Genomic DNA, 22,330 nt, shown 5'->3' with positions numbered 1-22,330 from the left:
AGGGAATTATATGTTGTTGCTTAGTAACTGTTCAGGTGAATTGAGGCATAAAAATGGTAAATATCTAACCTTGGTTTAATTTTTTGAATTGTGAAGGGGTAAGAAGAGTGTTCTTTTTGAAGTACTTTACGAAGTTAGTGACCTCATCAAAGCCTAATTCGTCAGCAAGTTGCTGAACGCGGATATTTTCAATTGAAAGCTTTCGCTTTGCTTCTAAAATGATATACGCATCAATTAGTTGCTTTGTCGTTTGTTTTGTTGCCAGCTTACAGATTTGATTAAGCGACTTATACGTCATATGCAACATGTCAGCATATATTTTTGCATCGCGTGTGTTGGTATAATTTACTTCAAGTAACTCAATGAATGTCATAAATTTTTCCGTACGAGATTCACTCAAATATTGCTCAAAAGATCGAGTTCGCTCACTTGATAGCTTGGTTAATACCGCCGAAAATATTAAGTTTAAGAAATTCAAATTAGGGTCTTTTACTTGATATTCCTTTTCAATCTCTGTGAGCAGTACGTCACAGGTGTTTCTTATTTTTTTTGATAATGAAAAGGTAGGCGAATAGGAGGTAAGTAGATAGTTATGAGCGGATAAAGGCGTTTTGATCGTGGTAAGAATAGTATCAAGGTATTCATCAGTAAAAATAATCAGCTTACCTTGTGGTTGGTTGATTAAATCAAATGCGTGAACTTGGTTTTTATTAATAAAAACAACACTTCCAGCTTGAGTAGTATAGGTATTGAAATCAATGAAGTGTGTTCCGCGACCTTGCGTTATGTACAATATATTGTGAAATTTTATACGGTGTGGTTTTGCAATAAAATTTTCAAGGTCATCATCAGAGCGCTTATAGATATCAGATAATTCAATGATTTCTATCCCAATATTTTTATGAACCTTGGGGTTGAATTGCACTTTTGGTATGTTCATCTATTACTAATTTACTTCTCTAGGTAACTTACTTTTAAAATAATAAATCACGTTTGTATAGTGATTTATTGATACGGTGACGATAAAATTAACGTTAGCAGTAATTAACAAAATTAAAGCTTAGCTTTCCACTTAACTAAGTTTTCATATGAATAGATTGTAACTAGGAGATCTTAGTTACAATCGTTCCATAATTAGATAGTAAAATCAGCAAGCTAGCAAAAGTCATCTATCATTAATATTGTTAATGAAAGTACTATACGTATTCCTTAACCAATATAAACAGCTCTGACCACAAATATACAGCTTTGTGTATTTAACATTGTTTGCTAGTTTAAATATGTGAAGGAATGTCATTTTTCCTAGTTAGGCTTTACAAATAATAAAACTCAAACTGTTTGTATTATTTGATGTAGTGATTTGAGGATATATGACAGAAATAGCGAACAAAGAAACACAGCTACAAAAAGAGATTGAGCAATTACGTTCAGAGCTTGTCGCAGCACATCTAAGTAAAGACGTTCGTACCGCGGAACTTCTTAATAGTGAAGAGCGCTTTGCTCTGGCTATGCGAGGTGCATCGGATGGTCTGTGGGATTGGGATTTAGCTACGGATGATGTTTATTACTCCCCTCGCTGGAAAAGTATGCTGGGTTACAGTGAACATGAGCTCGAAAATACGTTAAGTACCTGGGCTGCAATGGTTCATGTTGATGATAAAGATTTTGTGCTAAAGAATGTTCATAAATTCTTATCTGGGGAAGTAGACACATTTGAAGTTGAAATGCGTATGCGCCATAAAGTAGGCCATGACGTTTTTATTCGCTCTCGTGCTTTTAAAGTAACCCGCGGTGAGAATAATGAGACAATACGTTTAATTGGTACCCATGTTGATATAACACAACAAAAAAAATCAGAATTTTTCAATGAAAGAAATACCAAAATTCTTGAGTTAATTGCCAAAGGCAAGCCCGCCTCTAAAATCTATGCTGAAATTGCGTTAATGTACGAAGAGCGTCACTCTGGATTACGTTGTTCAATGCTCGAATTAAAGGGGGGGAAGCTGTTACATGCGGGTGCACCTAGCCTACCAAAATCTTATTGCAAAGCAGTACATGGTCTTGAATATGGCCCACAAGTTGGCTCCTGCGGTACATCTACTTATACCGGAAAACGAGTACTTGTCGAAAATATTGCAACTGATCCTAAGTGGGCTGACTTAAAGTACGTAGCACTTCCTTATGGTATGCGCAGTTGTTGGTCAGAACCTATTAAAAGCTCTTCTGGAAAAGTATTAGGAGCTTTTGGTATGTATCATGACTATCCGGCATTGCCTAACGAACAAGAATCTAATGATCTTACATCAGCAGCTCGACTTGCTGGTATTGTCATGGAGCGAGAACAAAATCAAAAACGTATTCAAAACTTAGCCTATACCGATGAGCTAACTAAGCTTTCCAGCCGCCCCCATTTTTATATAAACATTGAAGAGTTAGTAAAAATATCAGCACGTGAAAAAAATAAGTTTGGCCTGTTATATATCGATCTTGATAATTTTAAGACGGTTAACGATAGCCTAGGGCATGACGTTGGAGACTTACTCCTTAAGAAAGTTGCACAGCGTTTAAAAAGCGCATGTCGTGAAATTGATTATATTGCTCGCCTTAGTGGCGATGAATTTTGTATTGCCGTTAATAATGTGATGGATGACTACGGTGCTGCTCACGTTGCGCAACGTTGTCTTGAACTGATATCAAAACCTGTAGAGCTAGCTGGAAGAAAGTTTACACCAGCCTGTAGCATTGGTATTGCACACTATCCCGACGATGGAATCGATCTGCAAACTATATTAAAAGCAGCAGATACTGCGCTGTATGCGGCGAAGGATCTTGGAAAAAATAGGTTTGCTTTTTATAAGAAAGAGCTAACCGATAAAGCAGAATACCGTTTTAAAATAGAACAACATTTAAGAGAAGCGATAGAACAACAACAATTGTCACTCGTTTATCAACCAAAAGTTGATATTAAATCGGGCAACATCATAGGCGTTGAAGCTTTATCTCGTTGGAATCATCCACTGCTCGGTCAGGTTTCTCCAGTAGACTTTATCAGCATGGCCGAACAAATCGGCATGATAAAACCACTCACTGAATGGGTCTTGAAAACAGCTTGTAACCAGGCAACGTTGTGGAAGGAAGCTGGTTTTTCTTCAATTATAATAGCTGTTAATATATCACCAAGTCATTTTCTTGATAGTGATCTGGTGCCACTGATCAAGCGTGTTATTAAAGAAACAGGAATGTTGCCGGGTGATCTTGAACTAGAAGTGACTGAAGGGGTGATACAGACTAACCCAGAAAATCTTGCCGTTTTTGAACATTTAAAAGAGCTGGGTATATTACTGGCAATTGATGATTTCGGCGTTGGTTATTCATCCTTCGCCTCACTGAAACATCTTAATGTAGACTACTTAAAAATTGATAAATATTTTATCGATGACATTCTTGTCGACCATAAAGCAAAACTTTTGGTTGGTTCGATGATTGAAATGGGTCATAACCTTGAGCATAAAATTACAGCTGAAGGTATTGAAAGCGAAGAACAAGCGACTATGCTTCAGGAGCTTGGTTGCGATTATGCACAGGGGTATTTTTTTAGTAAACCCGTTAGTGCCAATCAAATTTCAAAATTATTAGGTAGAAAATTAACAGGACAGTAATTGATGATTAAGAGTTTGTTGAGCCTGTAACTGATTTTGTTAGTTACCGTTCACTAATCTATCCTTCTGCAGTAGTTGCTCCTGTACTCATCTTAGGCGATACATCAGTACTCACCAAGTTAGAAGCAACGCTGTGGCGCAGAATCAGAAGACATAGATCATCACCATTAATGAAAAACTTCATTACTAAAACGCAAATGTTTACTATTTGCAGTCATGATTTTAAAATCTTCATTGTTAATACGTAATAACTTTCGATGATCACCAGCTTCAATATAAACATAATCTAATTGGTCTAATAGCTCGTCGCATATCATTTGCATATTGAAAGCCTCACCTACGGGCGGAATAGCCCCATGCTCACAGTCACTAAACATGCGATAGACTTCTTTTTCTTTAAGTAACTTGTAACTGCCGAATAGCTCATCATTAATTACAGATAAGCTTATTTTATTTTTAGCAGGTAATACTGCCATTAATTTTCTATCTTCATGGTCTTTTAAAATGACAGCTTTGGCTATTTGGTTCAGGGGAATCTTCGCCGTAATAGCACTATCAAAAGAGCTTGCACTGTGGTCATGTTCAATGGCCTGAAAAGATATATTCTGTGCGGTTAAGTAGGAGTCGAGTCGGGTAGAAATAGTCATAGGAACCTCCACATTATATTTGGTTCATCTAAAGTATAGGAGGTGAGTTTTTTTTAACCAGTTGTTGCCAAGTTGCTTGAGTCAGCAACTCATGTAAAAGATAAACATAGGGGTTGAGTTTCAAGAGACTCACTACAGTAGTTAGATAGTAATATGATCGTTATAGATTTCCCTGAATACAGGGTATGCACGGGAGCAGTTTATGAGTTGTAAAATTGTTATGTGTGTTTTCAGAGGAGGATATTTAAAAGTGGTCGGTGATGCAAGATTCGAACTTGCGACCCCTTGGACCCAAACCAAGTGCGCTACCAAGCTGCGCTAATCACCGATTATCTTTTCGTACTTCTATTTTTTAACTTATGGAGAGTTAAAAATGGGGTGGCTAAAGGGACTTGAACCCTCGACAATCGGAATCACAATCCTGTTGTAGTTATGGGAATAACGTATATGCTCTTACCATAACTTGTATTTAGTCATGATTTATTAGCTTTGCAAACTCACATAATACACACATAGTATATTTTTAATTGTTTATATAAATTTTTAAAATTAACTGCCAAACGCTTAATATGGGTACTTTTCAGTAACATTTAGCGCTAAACAACGGCCTTGTCGAAATGGAATAATTGAACGTGATTTAGTACATTGAAACGAAAGTGACTAAAAACTTCCTCAAGATCGAAAAACCATTTACAAGTAGAGATAGATATTTATCAAACATGGTATAACGTGATCAGAGTACTTAGTAATTTAGATGGTAGAACACCATAGGAAGAAAATAATAAAGGAAGTAAAATGGCCGAGAATTTCTGCCACTTTACTAAAAAATCAATAGTACTACTGTGGTTTAGAAGTCGAAACGAACACCCACACCCAGAGATTCAGTTTTAACTTCAGTATCAAAAACTAAATATTCAACATAAAAATCAAAAGTATCAAGAATATCAAGCGAGGCACCGATACCACCGAAACCTTCAGTACCACCTAAATCAGTAGTGGTACCGTCAACAGAGTAATCTATATTAGTTTGTGCTACACCCGCTTTGGCATAAACTTCAAAAATAGGACCAATCGGTAAATATGCGACAGCAGATAAGCTTAATGCATCGGAGTCAATCTTCGCACCATTATTGCCAACACTGCCCAAATCGTAATAACCGAGCTCGGCAGAGAACATAAAAATGTTGGTATCAATAAACTGATAACCCACAAAAAATGCTGGCGTAGTATCACTATCTTGTATCGCTTCATATTCAGTTTCAGGGCTATAAATACCTGCGCCAATATAGAATCCGTCAGCGCTTGCTTGCGTTGCTGAAACGGCAAGCGAAGCAGCCAAAATACTTTTTAATACTATGTTCTTAAGAGATTTCATTTTGTATTCCTTTTAAAATTATTTTTCTCAGTATTATTATCACTTAGCTAGATAGGCTAGCTGGTTATGCTATTGGAGAGCCTTATTTTTATTATTATTAGCTAGCAAGAGGACGAAAGATCTCACCCAATAAGTTCAGATGATAATAGTTTAGCCAAGAGGAATCAAATAAAGCCCCTTGGAAATCTCTACAAGCCAGGTAATGAGATGTTTATTAAGATATTTATTGGAGATGAAAGTAATATGATCGTTATAGATTTCCCTGAATACAGGGTATGCACGGGGGAGCAGTTTATGAGTTGTAAATTTGTTATGTGTGTTTTCAGAAGAGGATATTTAAAAGTGGTCGGTGATGCAAGATTCGAACTTGCGACCCCTTGGACCCAAACCAAGTGCGCTACCAAGCTGCGCTAATCACCGATTATCTTTTCGTACTTCTATTTTTTAACTCCTTGGGGAGGAGAAAATGGGGTGGCTAAAGGGACTTGAACCCTCGACAACCGGAATCACAATCCGGGGCTCTACCAACTGAGCTATAGCCACCACTGAGGTGTACTGATACATATTATAGAAATATGTGTGCTGCTCTTTAACAGCGCGGCGATTGTATTGCATTTCGTTGCTTGTTGACAAGAAAAAAATGCGTTTTATGTTACTTTTTTAGTAAATATTTTGAAAAATCATAAATTGCTTAACTAAAGTGCAACTTTATCCGTATTTACCACCTAATTTTTCGTATAAGCCTGCTCAAGGATAAGTGAAGAGCAGGGATTACCACCTAAGCTTGTGCAGCGATATTTTGTTGGTCGATAGGTGACTCTGATGAAAATAAGCTTTTTAAACGTTCAACAATTAAATAATTGACCGGTACTAGTATCAAGGTGATGAAAGTGGCGAATAAAATACCAAAACCTAATGATACTGCCATAGGGATTAAAAACTGTGCTTGTGTCGATTGTTCAAACAACAACGGCATTAAACCAATAAAGGTAGTCAAACTGGTTAACATTACCGGTCTAAATCTAGCCGCACCTGCAGTTAACACCGCTTCCATTAACTCACCGCCTTCGCTGCGTTTTTTATTGATAAAATCTACTAATACTAGCGAGTCATTCACGACTACACCGATTAGCGCCAACATGCCTAGTAAGCTCATGATGGTTAATTCCATACCCATAATCCAGTGACCAATAACAGCACCTATCATGCCAAAAGGAATTATGCTCATCACGATGATTGGTTGAATATAAGACTTGAAAGGAATAGCTAACAACGCATAAATAATAAAGAAGACAAAGCCCAGTGCCCAACCAAGCGAGCCAAAAGATTCACGCTGCTCTTTCGCCTCGCCTTCAAGGGAGTGGCTAACGCCTGGATATTGCACTATTAACTCATCTAAATAGCTTTTTAAATCAGCTTGCAGCACCGTCATATTGGTATTTGATTTTTCAACATCTGCACTTACATTGGCTGTGCGGTAGCGATCAATTCTTGAAATGGTCGACGGACTTTTACCAGGGATAAGCTTGGCTACATGAGATAGTGGTACTGAGCCCCCTGAAGGAGTGACCACAAGAATATCTTCTAAATCAGCCATAGTGCGGCGTTCCTCTATGGGTAGTCGAACCATTACGCGTACATCATCTCTACCACGTTGGATACGTTGTACTTGTGAGCCAAAGAAAGAACGTCTTACTTGATTTGATATGCTAACGCGGGTTAACCCTAACGCTTTACCTTGTTCTGTTAACTCAATCTGCAGCTCTTCTTTACCGTTAGATAAACTATCAGCAATATCAAATACCGTAGGGTAGGTGGCTAATCGTAATTTCACTTTATCGGTTATTTCTTTCAATGTGTCTAGTGAACTTGCTTTAAACTGCACATGAATGGGGTCTGATGAACGACCAATCTCCGCTCTAAAGGTAATACTTTCCGAACCTGGAATAGGTCCAATTAAATTTCGCCATTCACGAACTAGTTCACTAGAGGAGATGGCAAGTTCACGTGATTCTGGTGGCGTTATTTCAAAACGAACACTGCCGGAGTTTGAAGCACCGCCACGACCGCCGGTGGTTGCTAATATATTGATAATGACACTGCTGTTAGTTGATGGCTCAATATATTTCTGTTTCAGCTCATCTGCTTTTTCAGCCATTTTAATAATATACTTATTGGTTACTTCAAATGGTGTACCTGCAGGTAGGGTTAGTGTTGCTCTTACGGTTTCACTAGGGATTCGCGGAAAGAATATAAACTTAGTCCAACCACTCATAATAAGGGCAAGAATAACTAAGAAAACGCCGACAAAACCAACTAAGGTGGTGGTCTTGTTGCTTATGGCACGTTTCAATAAGGGCTGGTAAAAACGGATTATCGCTTGCTCGAAACCATCAGCGAATGATTGCTGTAGTTGACTAAACTTTGATTGTTTTTCTTTTTCTGAACGTAGTTTCAAGTGTTTTAAATGCGAAGGCAAAACGAATTTTGATTCTATTAAAGAGAATATCAATACCGGAATAACGATCACTGGAATTTGCGCAAATAAAGCGCCACGTGCACCTTCAATAAAGGCCAGTGGCAGAAATGCTGCTACGGTTGTTAATACACCAAAAGTTACTGGTGTGGCAACTTCTTCGGTGCCACGAATGGCTGCCATTTCACCTGATTCTGACGTTTTTAGATGAGTATAAATATTTTCTCCGGTGACAATGGCATCATCGACCACAATACCCAATACCAAGATAAAGCCAAACAAACTCATGATATTTAAGGTGACACCAAACACCGGCATCATAATAAAGGCGCCCATAAAAGAAATCGGAATGCCAATAAATACCCAGAAGGCAATGGAGGGTCTGAGGAACAAGGTTAATAAGGCTAGTACTAAGATACCGCCTTGTAAGGCACTGGTTGTTAATGTCGAAATACGATTTTTCACGATTTGAGAATCGTCATCCCAAAAACTTAATTCAACGCCTACAGGCAATGTACTTTGTTGATCATTAATATAGGTTCTTACGGCATCGGCAACGTCAATCGCGCTTTGTTGACCGATTCGATAAACATCTATAAATGCGGCTTGTTTACCGTTGAAACGAGTACGAACAGGGGTTTCTTCAAAGTCATCTTTGATGATGGCAATATCACTTAGGCGAATGATAGAACCATCAACATTCGTTTTAATGGCTATTTTTTCAAACTCGTCTTTGCGATAGGCTTGGCCTTTTGAGCGCAACAGAATATCACCACCTTTGGTTTTTAAATTACCAGCAGAAATATCAGTACTTGAATCTGAAATAGCAGAAGATATTTTCGCTATGGTTAAATCATATTGACGTAATTTATCTTGAGGTACTTCAATCGATATTTCGTAGTCGCGCACACCACTGAGTTCCACTTGGGTAATCGCGGGTATTTTTAATAAATCATCTCTGACTTTTTCAGCGAATTCACGCGTTTCTTTCTCGCTATAGATGCTGGCAATAGTCACGGCAATAACTTCACGTTTACGTGTCGCTAAAGAGACTACGGGTTTTTCTGCATCAGCAGGAAAAGTATTTATTTCGTCAACACGGCTTTTTATATCGGCGAGCATCTCGCGAGGGTCGTAGCCTGACTCAACTTCGATATTGACCGCTGAAGAGCCTTCTTGTGATCTACTAGCAATTTGTTTAACGCCTTCTAAATCTTGCACTGCTTCTTCTATGCGTATAGATATGCTTTTTTCTACATCTTCTGGAGTCGCGCCGCGTAATGACACATTAACGTTAATGCGGTCGGTGGCAAAAGAGGGAAATACTTCTAGCGGAATGCGATTAGATAAACTAAATAAACCTGCTATTAAAATGGTAATTAATAGTAAGTTGGCGGCAACATGATTTCGTGCGAACCAAGCAATCATTAGTTATTCACCTTAGTAACAGGTGTTGTGGTTGATTTTTTGGCTACTTGCTCTGATTTTTGACGGCGCTCTTTAGGGCTTTTTGATTTTTTGCTAGGCGTTCGACCTGCAATGGCAACCGGTGTGCCTGAACTGACTTGCCCTAATGAGGTTAGTACTAACTGGTCACCCGCGATTAATCCTTGCGTGACGATAGACTCAGTACCGTTTTGCCATCCTAATTTAATCTCTTTACGCATCAATAAGCCGTCTTCAACTATATACACATAGCTGCCTTGATAAATGGCACTGCTCGGTATTACTAAGGCATTGTCGACTTCTCGCCCGGTAATTTCCGCAGTCACATATTGGCCCATTTTTATTTGCGCACCTTGATTATACTCGCCGTCGTATGGGCGAATAATTTGTGCCACGACATAGAGTTGCTGCGATACTTCATCAATGGCGCTTTCAGTACGAACAATCTTTCCCTGCCATACTTGATCGCCCATCAGATCAGACGAAATAACAACATTACTAATCATAGAGTTATTGTTATCAGTATTATTACTGTTAGAACGACTAGTTTCGGACTGCTCATGAGCATTGCGGTACTCTTCAGGCAATTTCATTAGCGGTAAGTCTTTGTTTTTTATCGGTAGGCGAATCTCGACATAATCAACAGCAAAAATATCGGCTAACTGGGTATTACTTGAAATCACCTGACCAATATCAACATTTTTCTTTAATATACGGCCGGCGTAAGGTGCAACAATACTTGTCCGTTCTAGCGATAATTTTACTTTATCCAGCTGAGCTTCTGCAGAAAGTACTTGCGCTTTTGCCGATTCATATTGTGGTTGACGTAATACTAATGCATTAGGCGCTTTACCATTGCCAAGCCTTTTCCAGTCTGCTTTGGCTTGTTTTACCCGTGCGTCTTCTTCTTGTAAAATTTGTTTGGCTGACATTAGACTTGCTTGAGCAATGTTAACTTCAGCGCGATGATCTCTATCATCAAGTTGGATTAATATGTCACCTTGCTCGAAAAAACCACCCGCTCTAAATTGTTTACTTACGTAATTAATTTGTCCTGAAACTTGGGCGAAAAGCACACTTTGAGTTCTTGGTTTGACGGTACCAAAACTTTGTACCATCACTTGATAGGTTTGAGGTGTAAGTGTGATGATTTCCACTGTCATTTGCGGTGCTTTTGAAGGCGTTCCACGGTTACTTGTTGGTGGGTTTTTAAAAATAACCATCATTAATACTAAGGTGGCAATGATAATAATGACCGGCAATAATATTTTTCTATAGTTAGGGATTTTCTTTTCAATGATGAGAGACATGGTTATTCGGCCTTATTTTCAAGTGACGGCGTGGTGAAGTCGCCACCCAAGGAAAGATGTAAATTGATTCTATTGGCAATGAGTTGGTTTTTAATTTTTATCAGTGTCGATTGTGCTTCAAAAGAACGGTTTTGCGCATCAAGCACCGTGGTATAGGTAACTAAACCACTTTGGTATTGTTCGAAAGATAATGTGGAGGCGATTTTTGCATTTTCTTGTGCGGCCAACATGGTGTAATAACTGTTCTTTAAGTTCTTTTCAGTGGTGATAGCATTTTCAACATCACTAAAAGCGTTATATAAAGTATCAAGGTACAACTGTTCACCTTGTTTGAGTTCTATACGGGCTTTTTCTTCATTTGCTTTCAGGCGCCCAGCATTAAAAATGGGTGCTGAGACACTGCCCAGTAGTGACCATGCCAATGAAGAACCAGAGAGTAAGTCACCAATGTCTGCGGTAGAGTCACCGATCGAACCTGATAATACAATGCTAGGAAAACGTTGTTTATGCGCATAAGCTAAGCCGGCATCTTGCGATAACAATTGATACCAACTGGCTTTTAATTCTGGCTTTCGGCTGATTAGTTCTGACGGTAAGCCAACAGGAATGTCTGTGGTGAGTAAAGGTAAGTTAGCATTGACTAAAAGCTCGCCTTTCGGATATTCACCAATCAAGCGTTCAAGCTGTCTAATTAGTTTGGTTCTTTCTGTTTCTTGCTCTGATACTCTCGTTAACTCGTTGTTCAAATCGTTACGTGTTAAGTAGACATCAAGTGCAGCGGTTAACCCTGAATTATAGCCTGCTTCAATGATAGCTAAATTCTGCTGAGAATTTGCAACTCTGCTGCGATAAAGGGCGAGCAATTTTTCTGCCTCAATCACGCGAAACCAAGTTGTTAATACGTTGACAACAAGCTGCTGCTTGTATTGCTCAAAAGTGGCTTTTTGCGCGAGATAGTTATAATTAGTCATGCGATCGGCATCAGATAACTTGCCCCAAATATCCACTTCATAGCTTAAATTCAAGTTAACTGAGTTACTGTTTGAATAACTATCGGTTTGATTGTCTTTATTACGGCCACTACGAAATGCTAGATCAAGCTCTGGCCAAAGTTGGCTACCCGAGATGATAAGTTGCTGTTCGGCTATTTCGAGTGTGTAAGCTTGCATGGCAAATTGATGGTTAGCCGCTAATGCCTTTTTTACTAATTGATGAACTTGTAAGTTATCAAGTTCAGATAACCAATTATGTTCAACGGCCAAGGCTTGTTGGCTATCTTGCCAGTTTTTGGGAAGAGGAAGGTCTTTTAATTTTTCATCTACTTGTGAAGTGCTACTGCAAGCTAATAATAACAGGCTTGAGAATAATGGAAGCAGTAGTCGAAATCGACGTGTCATAAAGTGATTAACTCATGTTAAAAAATAACTCATGACTATAGTGTAATCAAAGATGCTGGATGATAATAGCGACATTACATAAGTTTACACAGTATACAGAATTGCGATTTCCAAAGACGAATTAATCAATTTAAGGAGGTTTTATTGGTACTTTAATTGAAGGTTCTCTAATGCACCTTGAGCAATCATTTTACTGAATGTTGCTTTTATCTTTTCGGCGGAAATATGACTTTTACTTTGTTTCGATAACTGTAACCAAGGAGTTCGTTCAGAAACAATAAGGGGTTTACCAAAAAAACTTTTACTTAGACCTAATTGTTTTGCACCACTGATAATAGGCTTCATAGGCCCTATGATTGCGTCAACACGACCTTTCTTTAACATCAATAAACCTTGATTAAAATCTACCACAATTTGTTTATGAATCTTAGGGTTATTATCTACCTCATAGCTAAACTTTGCACCGTTTAGGTAAGCTATGTTCAAGCCTTCTAGTTGTTCAATATTCTGATAATCATGGCCATGGCGACCAATGACGACATTTTTTAACGCTGGAAGTGGGTGAATATAATCAACGTAATTGGCGAGCTCTTTATATTTGAACATGATGGTGAGATCTGTTTTACCCAATTTTAGTTCATGTATTATCCGGCCGTAGGGAAATATATGATGCTCTGACGCTAAGCCACTCTTGATAAGTAATGAATGCGTTAGCTCATAGTAGATACCGCTTAGTTTTCCTGAGTCATCGATACCATAGGGTGCAATTGCAATGGTCCTCACTTGTAGAGCATTGGGGCTATGGTCAGCAAAACTTTGATGACTGATGCATAGCATACTTATAAAAGATAGCTGGAGGAAAGTCTTCATTGACACATGCATCGGTAGTTCATCGGATGTATTAATATAAAGAATATTAATACTAATGTCATTAGTAAAGGAAATGGCTTGGGTATAGTCCGATAAGTTTGGGGATGGGTAAGTGAGAAATAATTATCTTCACCCAGATGTGTCTAAGATGAAGATAATTTAAGCTAACTGAATTGATTAACTCTTATTAAGCAAGTCAATGAAGAAGCTATATTGTAAAGCGGTATCATGAATGCGTTTAAAGCGGCCAGAAGCACCACCGTGTCCAGCTTCCATATCAGTTTTAAACAATAATAAATTATCATCAGTTTTATAATCACGTAACTTAGCGACCCACTTCATTGGCTCGAAGTATTGTACTTGAGAGTCATGCAATCCTGTAGTAACTAGAATGTTAGGGTAGTCTTGTGCTTTCACTTGATCATAAGGTGAATAGGACAACATATAATCATAATAAGTTTTTTCTTTTGGGTTACCCCATTCTTTGAACTCATTGGTTGTTAGTGGAATACTTTCATCAAGCATAGTCGTTACTACATCAACAAATGGTACTGCTGCGGCAATGCCTTTGTATTGCTCTGGAGCCATATTAATAACTGCGCCCATGAGTAAACCGCCAGCACTACCACCAACTGCGAAGACATTTTCTTTATCGCCGTAACCTTGTGCTGTTAAGTCTTTAGTGACATCAATGAAATCAGTAAAGGTATTCATTTTTGTTAACTTCTTACCGTCTTCATACCAAGGACGTCCCAGCATTTCTGACCCGCGGATATGCGCAACAGCATAGACAAAACCACGGTCTAATAGGCTTAATCGACTCACTGAAAAAGAAGGATCGATTGTGTGCCCGTATGAACCATAGGCATATTGGTATAATGGGTTAGTGCCATCTTTTTTGAATTTATCTTTACGATAAACTAAAGAAACCGGTACTTTTTTACCATCTCGAGCTTTAACAAAAATACGCTCAGAGGCATAATTATTACTGTCAAAATCACCCAATACTTTTGCTTGCTTTAATTGCGTCTTATCAAGGGTATTTAAGTCCACATCGTAATGTGTTCCTGGCGTAGTAAAACTAGTGTAATAAAGGCGTAATTTATTATTTTTCAATTCATTATTACCGTATAGCGATAAGGTGTACGCAGTATCATTAAAGCTAAGTTGTTGCTTTTTCCCGCTTGATAATTCTTGAATAGTCAATCGGCTAATGCCATTTTCACGTTGTTGATAAACAAGGTGATTAGCAAATAATTCATAATCCTCAAGCTTAACTGCATCATTTGCTGGAATCACATCTTGCCATTGTGTTTTATCACCAAGGTGCTTTTTATTTACTTTCATTAAACGAAAGTTAGTCGCTTGCCAGTTAGTATTGATGTAATACCAGTCATTCATCTTAGAGATAGAGTATTCATGACCTTCTTCACGTTCAATGAATTTTTTAGGCATTGCTTTGGCATTATCAGCATCAATAACTGAAACTCCGCTTGCTTCGGTACTTGAATGCCAAATAAAGACACTGCTGCCATCTTTAGATTTACTCAGGCCGGTATAATAAGCTTTATTGCTTTCTTCATAGACCATTTCATCGGTCGCTTGGGGGGTGCCTAAGGTATGACGAAATACTTGGTAACCTAACAAGGTTTGTGGATCTTTTTTGATGTAATACACGGTTTTATTGTCATTACCCCAAACAATGCCACCATTGGTACCTTCAAGTCTGTCATCAAGTAATGTTTTACCCGCGATATCTTTGAATTGTACGGTATAAATTCGACGACTAACGGTATCTTCTCCGTAAGCGAGTAGCTTGCCATCTGGACTAGCACTTAAACCACTTACTTGATAATAATCGTGTGCTTTGGCTAATTCATTGACGTTAAGTAATACTTCAAGATTACTGCCTGAAAAATCAGATGATCTTACGTATATAGGGTATTCATTTTCACCTTGCATTTGACTCGCGTAGTAAAAATAACCTTTTTTGGTTGGTACTGAACTATCGTCTTTTTCAATACGCGCTTTAATCTCTTGAAAGATCTTTTCTTGCATTGCTTCAGTATGCTGAAGCTGGGCTTTCATATAATCATTTTCTGCGGCTAAATGTGCTAAAACCTCTGGATTTTTACGACTATCGTCACGCATCCAGTAATAATCATCGACACGCGTATGATTATGAATAACCATTTTATGGGGAACTTTTTTAGCTATAGGCGCGGTAATATCGTTCATGGCATTTGTTGCTTCATTATTTTGATTGCTGCACGCTGCTATTAGCAGGGCAGAAGAGACTATTAAACTTAGCTTAGTCTTTGATAGGATTTGTGACATAAAAGATCTTTCCTTGTAAGATAACTTACGATAATTACTACAAATCGTAATACGTTAACGGTAGTAAATGTTAAAAAAATGTATCAAGCATTAAGTTAGCACGATAATAGTTATAAGGAAATTTACTTATCGCTTAATACAGTTACCTTATCGCATTTGGAAAATTGAAAAGTTTGAACAAGGGGAGCAGTATGTCATTGGATAAAATTTCGACTCAGTTAGGTGGAACTCACACAAAAATGCCACCAGTGGAATCTTGGAATCCTCCGTATTGTGGAGAGATTGATATACAGATAAAAGCCAATGGTGATTGGTTTTATCAAGGCGGTATTTTTAAAAGACTACCTTTAGTAAAATTATTTGCGTCTGTGTTGATTAAAGAAGTTAATAAAAATGTTGATGAATACTTCTTAGTAACACCGGTGGAGAAAGTGAAAATAAAAGTTGATGATGCCCCTTTTGTAATTACGCAGTGGCATTGGACTGATGAAAACAACAACATTATGAAGGTTAGTACTAACTTGGATGACGAGTTTATTCTTAATGCAGAACATCCGTTAATTGTTACTGAAAATGGTGATTTGTATGTCACTGTTCGCAGGGATTTACAGGCGAAAGTGCATAGAAATGTTTATTACCAGTGGGCAGACATAACGCAAGAGATGGTGACTGAAAATGGCACTGAGTTGATTCTCTCAAGTGCCGACTGTCAATTTAGCTTAGGTAAACTGTAACGGCTATAACTCTTAATTTGAACCACAAACTGTGCAGCTCTTTTGTTTTTTCATTGTAAATTGTTGCCATTGATTCGCTAAACCATCAAGTAAGTTAAGCTGATTGAGTTGTACTTTATTACCCGTTAATAGCTTAATCGCTTGCAAGCTTTGCATACCGGCAATCATGGCGAGTACGGGGCCTATAATGCCAATGGTTTGACAGTTATCAGTGGGTGCTTTCTCACTAGCAGGAAAGAGGCAATGATAACAAGCACTGGTTTCATCGCGAGGGTCTATAGTCAATTGTTGACCATCAAAGCCAGTAGCGGCTCCCACTATCAGTGGCACTTTATGTTGTACGCATGCTTGATTAATTAAGTAGCGAGTTTGGATATTATCAGAGCAATCGAGCACTAAGTCGACTTGTGGAAGATAATAATCACTTAACTCTTCATCGAACATTTCATCTATCGCTTCAATAGTCACATCGGGAAATTGCTGTTGTAATTTTTCAGCGGCCACATCAGCTTTATTTTCATTAATATTGTCTTCACTAAAGAGAATTTGTCTGGGTAAATTACTGAGCTCTATATAGTCACCATCAGCGATATAGAGTGTACCAACGCCAGCAGCAGCTAAGTATAAGCTCGCAGGGTTACCTAAACCGCCCACGCCTAAGATGAGTACTTTAGCGTTACGCAGCGCGATTTGTCCTTGGTTACCAATTTTATCGAGTATGATTTGACGGGAGTATTTGAGTTGCTCTTGATTACTTAACACGTAGGTTCCTCATTTGTTTCTATTTGCTTTAGTGGATAAAAGTTCGCACAGCACTGGCTTTGAATTGCAAATAGACTTGTTGTCTGTTGGATAACGATAATTTTTTCTCAGAGAAGGCACTGATAGTGACAAAAAACTCTTGAGCAGCACAGTTAATGGTTAGTAGTACCTTGTTTTCTCTATGACTTATTCGTTTTATTGTGCCAAAGAGATGATTCACAATGGAGCTATTATTTGGCTCTGTTAATGCAATACTAATATCACTTGCCAAAATAAAGCAACGCAGATGAGTCTGTCTTTCGAAGGCTTTATCACTGGTTAGGTAAATGTCTTGTTGTGCGTTTAGCGCTAATACCGTTAAACCATGACCATTATCAAATTGCTTGATAGGCAGTGACAAACTGGTTTGTTGATGAATAAGCGTATTATCACCAAAATTATTTAGCTGATGAATGATTTGGTGAATATTACCAAAATTAACGACCTTACCTTTTGCTAACACTAATAAAGTGTCACAGACTTGCTGTAACTCATCTAATGAATGGCTGACATATAGCATAGGCAAGTTCAGCTTTTTTTGAATATTTAACATCATCTTTAACAATTGAGTTTTACTGTGTTGATCAAGCGCGCTTAAGGGTTCATCAAGTAGTAATAACTTGGGTTCAGCCAAAATGGCTCTTGCTAAAGCAACCCTTTGTTGTTGACCACCTGATAATTGATTTACTTGGTGTTCAAGCAATGTTGTCAGCTCTGTCAGTTCGATGACTTCATTCAAGTCCAATTGTCTGTTTTTGCAACGTTTAACGGAAAACTCTAAGTTGCCTAGCACTGATAAGTGCTCAAACAAGCGACTATTTTGAAAAACCAAACCAATTTGACGCGCTTCGGGTTTGAGGTAATGGTCTTGCTCTGTATTGACTAAAACTTTATCTGCAACGTTAGCACTGGCTAAGGTTATGTCACCAGTAAGTGTTTTTTCCAAACCTGCAATCGCACGCAGTAAGGTTGATTTACCGGAAGCGGAATGGCCAAAAATACCTGTGATACCTTTTAAGGGTAATGGTAAATTGATGGCTAATTCGAATTGCTGATAGTTAACACGAATATTGATGTCGAGTTGAGGAGACTCACCTGCAGGTACTTTATTTAATTTAGTATTACCCATCATTTGACTGATCTTACCTGGCTTAAATTTTTAGTGTTGTTTCTTGTCGGTAAGTTTAACCAGTAAATAGCAGCTAATAACACCATTGAACCAATCAACAAACTGATGGCGAGCAAGTGCGCTCTGGCATAATCAAAGGCTTCTACATGATCAAATAGGGCGATAGAAAGTACCCGCGTTTCACCAGGAATATTGCCACCAATCATTAATATGACACCAAACTCTCCTACGGTATGGGCAAAACCCAAGCTTGCCGCAGTAATAAAGCTCGCTTTTGTTAACGGTAATACAATAGAGAAAAATCGATCGATAGGTCCAGCGCCAAGTAATGCGCCAGCTTCTAACAATGAGTCACCTAGTTGTTCAAAGGCTTTTTGTAATGGTTGAACGACGAATGGCAATGAATATAAAACAGAGCCAATAACGATTGCGGAAAAGCTAAAAGCGAGTTGTTGACCGGTAGCTTGTTGCCATAGTTGCCCAGGTAAGTATTCGGGTGAAAAAGCGATAAGTAAATAAAAGCCGAGCACCGTAGGTGGTAAAACTAGTGGCAATGCCACAACAGCTTCAATAATAACCTTAAATCGACTGGTCATTTTGGCCAGATACCAGGCGAGGGGAGTACCAATAATTAATAAAATGAACGTGGTTAATGCCGCCATTTCTAGCGTGGTAACGAGTGCTTGTAAGTCTGAATTTATCATTTAGCCGTCAACTCGATTAACTTTATATCTGTATTGTTTACTTGCTTTGTATGCGCGTAGCCATAACTCGTTATTCTGTTTTGACTTTCAGAGGATAACAAAAAATGACTTAGCTTTTCTGCAGCTGCTTGCTGTTTGCTGTTACGAATTATAATTAACTGTTGCTCTATCGCTTGATGGTAATTGCTGGGAATAATGATCCCTGATAAGTTATTTAACACCAATTGGCTATTGGCAACAATACCACTAGCAACGGCTTTACTACGCAACTGGGTAAATGTCTGGCCAATATTAATACCTTTGACCAAGCGAGACTCATAAGCTTGCCACAAACCCATATGAGTTAATGCTTCTTTTGCTGCTTTACCGTAAGGTGCAGTGTCAGGGTTAGCGATGGCAAAGCGTGCAGGTGGCTTCCTTAGGGGATCAAGAGCTAACAGCTCAAGAGATACTTGGTCAATTGAGTTTACATTAGCACTCAATGATGACGAATATAATGCTAACTGACCGATAGCATAGGTTTTCCTACTACCTGCTAGTGCATAGCCCGCTTGCTCAAGTTCTTTGGGCCGACGACTGTCAGCACTGAGAAAAATATCAAAAGGAGCGCCATATTTAATTTGTAAAAACATGGCACCACTAGCCCCACTGATTACCTGACTTTTTATACCAGTTTGTTTGGTAAAGTCTTCAAGTAATACTTTTAATACCGGTGTGAAATTGGAGGCAACAGCAATTCGTAGTGGTTTGTTATTGCTATCACTCTTCGTTTTAGTCTTAGTACTGTCGTTGACGTTACTTTGGTAGGCTTGGCTACTGTTTACATCCAGTAAACTCATAATCAAGACCGTGACTAACAGTATACGTAGCACGTTAGCTCCAAAGATCTGCTTTGTCGCTATCACTGTTTTTAGCATCTAACCAATTTTCAGAGGTTTGACCGTCATCGGTAATTTGTTCTTTTTTCCAAAAGGGAGCTTTAACTTTCAAATAGTCCATGATGAACTCATTCGCTGCAAAGGCATCTTGTCGATGTTTACTGGTTACACCAACAAAAACAATCTGGTCACCTATACTAAGCTCGCCAATACGGTGAATCACTTTTACCCGACCAATATTCCAACGTTCTTTGGCTTGTATAATAATTTTAGCGAGTGATTTCTCTGTCATACCAGGGTAATGTTCTAGCGTTAAGGTCGTCACTGAATTACCATTATTGTTGTTTCTAACCCTGCCGGTAAAAGTAACGACCGCACCATCCGTTACATTATCTTTTTCAAGTAAGGCAACTTCATCAGCTAAACTAAAATCATCAGTTTGGATCGATATCTCTTGTTTCAACATAAGTTATCCGCCGGTAACTGGAGGGAAAAAGGCAACTTCATCGCCTGATTTTACCAAGTGACTACCATCAACCATGTCATGGTTTACCGCAGATAACAGTGACGTATTACTGAACGTTTGTTGCCACTGTTCATTTTTATCACTTAATAACTGCTTAATATCATCGACTGTCTTAGCATCATCTGCTGCTAGAGACAGTTCAGCACAGTCAAGTTGCTCTCTAAGTGCTGCAAAAAAAACAATTTTTATCATAAGGTTTTCTCTTAATTAGGTAGACGGACTTTGCCAATGACCAGACTTGCCACCTTCTTTGGTTAATACTTCAATACCATGAATCATCATTGCAGGGTCAGCTGCTTTACACATATCAAACAAGGTTAAGCAAGCAATAGAAACTGCGGTTAATGCTTCCATTTCAACACCTGTTTGCCCTGTTAAGCGACATAAACTATTCACTTGTACTTGACTGTTTTCACTATCAAGGGTGAAATCTACTTGCACTTTACTTAGCATCAAAGGATGACATAAAGGAATTAAATCACTGCACTTTTTCGCCGCTTGAATACCAGCAATTCGCGCAACTGCAAACACATCGCCTTTTTTATGCTTACCTGTGGTGATTAATTCAAAGGTCGCTCGGTTCATTTTAATATAACCTTGCGCGGTAGCGGTACGAGATGTCATGGCCTTTTCGGTAACATCTACCATGTTTGCTTCACCTTGTTGGTTAAGGTGGCTTAACTCTGGCGCTTTTTCAGATGTTTGTGCTTCGTTGCTAGCAGTATTCGTTGTCATTAGTTACGTGTCTCACATTGCTCGGCACTTAAGTTCAAGTGTGGTACAAAGTTACAAGGACGATGGCTCGCATCAAGCTGTTCTTTAATGACTTTATCCCAAGCTGTTTTACATGCATTGGTTGAACCAGGTACACAAAGCACTACCGTTTTATTTGCAATACCGCCAAAAGCGCGTGATTGTATAGTTGAAGTGCCTATTTCTAATAATGAGACATGACGAAATACTTCGCCAAAACCTTCTACTGCTTTATCAAATAATGGTGTTAGTGCTTCAGGGGTATTATCACGGGCAGTAAAGCCAGTACCACCGGTAGAAATAATGGCGTGAATAGAGTCATCCGCTATCCATTTTGATACTTGTGCGCGCAGTTGATACACATCATCAATCACAATCGCTTTATCGGCTAGGTTATGGCCTGCTTGTGTCAAGCGCTCAACAAGTGCTTGACCAGAAGTATCGTTTTCTTCACTGCGTGTATCAGATACCGTTAAAACGGCGATATTTAATGGAACGAAAGTTTTGCCGCCATGTGCTGACATAGGTTTATCCTTTACTAAATCTTTAGATTAAAATTACTGTTCTTACGTGTTTGTTACCACTGTTTTATTGGATTGATGTGCATGCAACTTCATAAGATACGTGTGGCTTAAAATTTTTGTTGTGCTTGTTGCCATTGCTCTGGCGTATTGGTGTTAAATAGCACCTGATTATTTAGGCTAGCAATGGCTTGATGAGGCACTTGCTCTAACATGGCTCTCACTGAAGGGCCATTTTTCTTATTATTACCTTTGCTGTTTGCTAGCAATTCCTCTCGGTGAAATGCTTGCATTAAAAACATATTCAAGAATGCATTATTGGGTAAGTATAAAGGGATATGGTGCCTGTTTTTTTGCCTATCACTGAAAAACGTTGCTTTGTGGCTAAGCTCACCTTTTAGTCGTAATTCGGTTAAAGCGCTGGCAGTCATTAAAGGTAAATCAACGGGTAAGATTAATAAGGCTTTTGGTTGTAAGTGTTCAGGGCTATTTGCAAGGTAATGCGAAAGTACACTATAAATCCCGCCAACAGGTCCTGCATGTGGCACACGATCAGGAATTTGATGATTATCACCGCTGATAACAATATTTTTGATACCAGCATCAGCTAAAAGCTGCTTAGAAAAATCTAACATGCTATGCGCTGATTTTGCTGATGGATCCGTTGTCTTTTGCAGGCGCTTTAGTTGCGCTTTATCTTGTCCCATACGAGAAGATAAACCGCCAGCGAGAACCACACCTAAACAATCAATAACTTGATGAGTCAT

19 protein-coding genes and 3 tRNA genes are annotated in these 22,330 nt (G+C 38.6%); 2 read left to right on the top strand and 20 right to left on the bottom strand.

Translation table 11 applies throughout. From position 1 onward, the window contains the following. Positions 1-64 precede the first annotated feature (64 nt). Entirely contained in the window at positions 65-940 is an 876-nt protein-coding gene (locus tag CPS_RS20910; protein WP_011045380.1) for a helix-turn-helix domain-containing protein, read from the bottom strand. A gap of 430 nt (positions 941-1,370) precedes the next feature. Here CPS_RS20910 and CPS_RS20905 point away from each other — a divergent pair, with 430 nt between their 5' ends. Then, positions 1,371-3,659, top strand: coding sequence for a bifunctional diguanylate cyclase/phosphodiesterase (locus CPS_RS20905; RefSeq protein ID WP_011045379.1), 2,289 nt, complete (start codon positions 1,371-1,373; stop codon positions 3,657-3,659). A gap of 167 nt (positions 3,660-3,826) precedes the next feature. On the opposite strand, the gene CPS_RS20900 is transcribed toward CPS_RS20905, so the two are convergent. From CPS_RS20900 to CPS_RS20855, 10 genes are all read right to left on the bottom strand, one after another. Beyond that, a complete protein-coding gene (locus CPS_RS20900) occupies positions 3,827-4,306 on the bottom strand; it encodes an aminoacyl-tRNA deacylase (protein ID WP_011045378.1) in 480 nt (159 codons plus the stop codon). A gap of 251 nt (positions 4,307-4,557) precedes the next feature. Further along, positions 4,558-4,634, bottom strand: a tRNA-Pro gene (locus CPS_RS20895). Between the two features lie 519 nt (positions 4,635-5,153). Then, positions 5,154-5,681, bottom strand: coding sequence for an outer membrane beta-barrel protein (locus CPS_RS20890; RefSeq protein ID WP_011045377.1), 528 nt, complete (start codon positions 5,679-5,681; stop codon positions 5,154-5,156). Positions 5,682-6,024: 343 nt separating this feature from the next. After that, positions 6,025-6,101, bottom strand: a tRNA-Pro gene (locus CPS_RS20885). Positions 6,102-6,148: 47 nt separating this feature from the next. Continuing rightward, positions 6,149-6,224: transfer RNA gene (locus tag CPS_RS20880), tRNA-His, on the bottom strand. A gap of 235 nt (positions 6,225-6,459) precedes the next feature. Continuing rightward, positions 6,460-9,585 (bottom strand): efflux RND transporter permease subunit, encoded by a 3,126-nt coding sequence (locus CPS_RS20875; protein ID WP_011045376.1) that lies wholly within the window; start codon positions 9,583-9,585, stop codon positions 6,460-6,462. After that, the gene (locus CPS_RS20870) at positions 9,585-10,913 is read right to left on the bottom strand and encodes an efflux RND transporter periplasmic adaptor subunit (protein ID WP_138140328.1); all 1,329 of its coding nucleotides are present in this window, start codon (positions 10,911-10,913) and stop codon (positions 9,585-9,587) included. The genes CPS_RS20875 and CPS_RS20870 overlap by 1 nt, the downstream gene beginning before the upstream one ends. Before the next feature lie 2 nt (positions 10,914-10,915). After that, on the bottom strand, positions 10,916-12,310 hold the full coding sequence (locus CPS_RS20865; protein ID WP_011045374.1) for a TolC family protein: 1,395 nt from the start codon (positions 12,308-12,310) through the stop codon (positions 10,916-10,918). A gap of 141 nt (positions 12,311-12,451) precedes the next feature. Further along, positions 12,452-13,180, bottom strand: a complete 729-nt coding sequence (locus CPS_RS20860) for a substrate-binding periplasmic protein (RefSeq protein ID WP_041737159.1) — start codon at positions 13,178-13,180, stop codon at positions 12,452-12,454. A gap of 177 nt (positions 13,181-13,357) precedes the next feature. Further along, positions 13,358-15,517, bottom strand: a complete 2,160-nt coding sequence (locus CPS_RS20855; protein ID WP_011045372.1) for a S9 family peptidase — start codon at positions 15,515-15,517, stop codon at positions 13,358-13,360. A gap of 191 nt (positions 15,518-15,708) precedes the next feature. Between CPS_RS20855 and CPS_RS20850 the strand changes: the two genes are divergently transcribed. Further along, positions 15,709-16,251 carry a DUF1285 domain-containing protein gene (locus CPS_RS20850; RefSeq protein ID WP_011045371.1) on the top strand — a complete coding sequence of 181 codons (543 nt, stop codon included), beginning with the start codon at positions 15,709-15,711 and terminating at the stop codon, positions 16,249-16,251. A gap of 12 nt (positions 16,252-16,263) precedes the next feature. Here the strand turns inward: CPS_RS20850 and CPS_RS20845 are convergent, their stop codons facing one another. The 9 genes from CPS_RS20845 to mobA form a co-directional block, all read right to left on the bottom strand. Continuing rightward, positions 16,264-17,013: a HesA/MoeB/ThiF family protein gene (locus tag CPS_RS20845; RefSeq protein WP_011045370.1), complete on the bottom strand. Its 750-nt coding sequence runs from the start codon at positions 17,011-17,013 to the stop codon at positions 16,264-16,266. 28 nt (positions 17,014-17,041) lie between these two features. Beyond that, positions 17,042-18,184: a molybdenum ABC transporter ATP-binding protein gene (modC, locus tag CPS_RS20840; protein ID WP_238383566.1), complete on the bottom strand. Its 1,143-nt coding sequence runs from the start codon at positions 18,182-18,184 to the stop codon at positions 17,042-17,044. After that, a complete protein-coding gene (gene modB / locus CPS_RS20835; RefSeq protein WP_011045368.1) occupies positions 18,181-18,885 on the bottom strand; it encodes a molybdate ABC transporter permease subunit in 705 nt (234 codons plus the stop codon). The genes modC and modB overlap by 4 nt, the downstream gene beginning before the upstream one ends. Further along, the gene (gene modA, locus CPS_RS20830; RefSeq protein ID WP_011045367.1) at positions 18,882-19,724 is read right to left on the bottom strand and encodes a molybdate ABC transporter substrate-binding protein; all 843 of its coding nucleotides are present in this window, start codon (positions 19,722-19,724) and stop codon (positions 18,882-18,884) included. Before modA ends, modB begins: the two co-directional genes overlap by 4 nt. Positions 19,725-19,758: 34 nt before the next feature. Then, the gene (gene moaE / locus CPS_RS20825; protein ID WP_011045366.1) at positions 19,759-20,229 is read right to left on the bottom strand and encodes a molybdopterin synthase catalytic subunit MoaE; all 471 of its coding nucleotides are present in this window, start codon (positions 20,227-20,229) and stop codon (positions 19,759-19,761) included. A 3-nt stretch (positions 20,230-20,232) separates the two neighbouring features. Next, positions 20,233-20,481, bottom strand: coding sequence for a molybdopterin converting factor subunit 1 (gene moaD / locus CPS_RS20820; RefSeq protein ID WP_011045365.1), 249 nt, complete (start codon positions 20,479-20,481; stop codon positions 20,233-20,235). 15 nt (positions 20,482-20,496) lie between these two features. Then, the gene (moaC, locus tag CPS_RS20815; protein WP_011045364.1) at positions 20,497-21,024 is read right to left on the bottom strand and encodes a cyclic pyranopterin monophosphate synthase MoaC; all 528 of its coding nucleotides are present in this window, start codon (positions 21,022-21,024) and stop codon (positions 20,497-20,499) included. Next, positions 21,024-21,566, bottom strand: coding sequence for a molybdenum cofactor biosynthesis protein B (gene moaB / locus CPS_RS20810; protein WP_011045363.1), 543 nt, complete (start codon positions 21,564-21,566; stop codon positions 21,024-21,026). Before moaB ends, moaC begins: the two co-directional genes overlap by 1 nt. 107 nt (positions 21,567-21,673) lie before the next feature. Further along, positions 21,674-22,330, bottom strand: coding sequence for a molybdenum cofactor guanylyltransferase (mobA, locus tag CPS_RS20805; RefSeq protein ID WP_011045362.1), 657 nt, complete (start codon positions 22,328-22,330; stop codon positions 21,674-21,676).

This window comes from Colwellia psychrerythraea 34H (genome assembly GCF_000012325.1).
Taxonomy (GTDB): domain Bacteria; phylum Pseudomonadota; class Gammaproteobacteria; order Enterobacterales; family Alteromonadaceae; genus Colwellia; species Colwellia psychrerythraea_A.
Note: the sequence above shows the minus strand (reverse complement) of the source record. Positions and strands in the feature narration are given on the sequence as shown.

What these genes read in the sequence shown, in the direction of transcription:
- moaE (WP_011045366.1), bottom strand. Translation starts at nt 20,229, where the DNA reads ATGTTGAAACAAGAGATATCGATCCAAACTGATGATTTTAGTTTAGCT.
- moaB (WP_011045363.1), bottom strand. Translation starts at nt 21,566, where the DNA reads ATGTCAGCACATGGCGGCAAAACTTTCGTTCCATTAAATATCGCCGTT.
- CPS_RS20900 (WP_011045378.1), bottom strand. Translation starts at nt 4,306, where the DNA reads ATGACTATTTCTACCCGACTCGACTCCTACTTAACCGCACAGAATATA.
- CPS_RS20865 (WP_011045374.1), bottom strand. Translation starts at nt 12,310, where the DNA reads ATGACACGTCGATTTCGACTACTGCTTCCATTATTCTCAAGCCTGTTA.
- CPS_RS20850 (WP_011045371.1), top strand. Translation starts at nt 15,709, where the DNA reads ATGTCATTGGATAAAATTTCGACTCAGTTAGGTGGAACTCACACAAAA.
- moaD (WP_011045365.1), bottom strand. Translation starts at nt 20,481, where the DNA reads ATGATAAAAATTGTTTTTTTTGCAGCACTTAGAGAGCAACTTGACTGT.
- modC (WP_238383566.1), bottom strand. Translation starts at nt 18,184, where the DNA reads ATGATGGGTAATACTAAATTAAATAAAGTACCTGCAGGTGAGTCTCCT.
- CPS_RS20875 (WP_011045376.1), bottom strand. Translation starts at nt 9,585, where the DNA reads ATGATTGCTTGGTTCGCACGAAATCATGTTGCCGCCAACTTACTATTA.
- modB (WP_011045368.1), bottom strand. Translation starts at nt 18,885, where the DNA reads ATGATAAATTCAGACTTACAAGCACTCGTTACCACGCTAGAAATGGCG.
- CPS_RS20855 (WP_011045372.1), bottom strand. Translation starts at nt 15,517, where the DNA reads ATGTCACAAATCCTATCAAAGACTAAGCTAAGTTTAATAGTCTCTTCT.
- CPS_RS20905 (WP_011045379.1), top strand. Translation starts at nt 1,371, where the DNA reads ATGACAGAAATAGCGAACAAAGAAACACAGCTACAAAAAGAGATTGAG.
- CPS_RS20870 (WP_138140328.1), bottom strand. Translation starts at nt 10,913, where the DNA reads ATGTCTCTCATCATTGAAAAGAAAATCCCTAACTATAGAAAAATATTA.
- CPS_RS20910 (WP_011045380.1), bottom strand. Translation starts at nt 940, where the DNA reads ATGAACATACCAAAAGTGCAATTCAACCCCAAGGTTCATAAAAATATT.
- moaC (WP_011045364.1), bottom strand. Translation starts at nt 21,024, where the DNA reads ATGACAACGAATACTGCTAGCAACGAAGCACAAACATCTGAAAAAGCG.
- CPS_RS20890 (WP_011045377.1), bottom strand. Translation starts at nt 5,681, where the DNA reads ATGAAATCTCTTAAGAACATAGTATTAAAAAGTATTTTGGCTGCTTCG.
- modA (WP_011045367.1), bottom strand. Translation starts at nt 19,724, where the DNA reads ATGAGTTTACTGGATGTAAACAGTAGCCAAGCCTACCAAAGTAACGTC.
- mobA (WP_011045362.1), bottom strand. Translation starts at nt 22,330, where the DNA reads ATGACTCATCAAGTTATTGATTGTTTAGGTGTGGTTCTCGCTGGCGGT.
- CPS_RS20860 (WP_041737159.1), bottom strand. Translation starts at nt 13,180, where the DNA reads ATGAAGACTTTCCTCCAGCTATCTTTTATAAGTATGCTATGCATCAGT.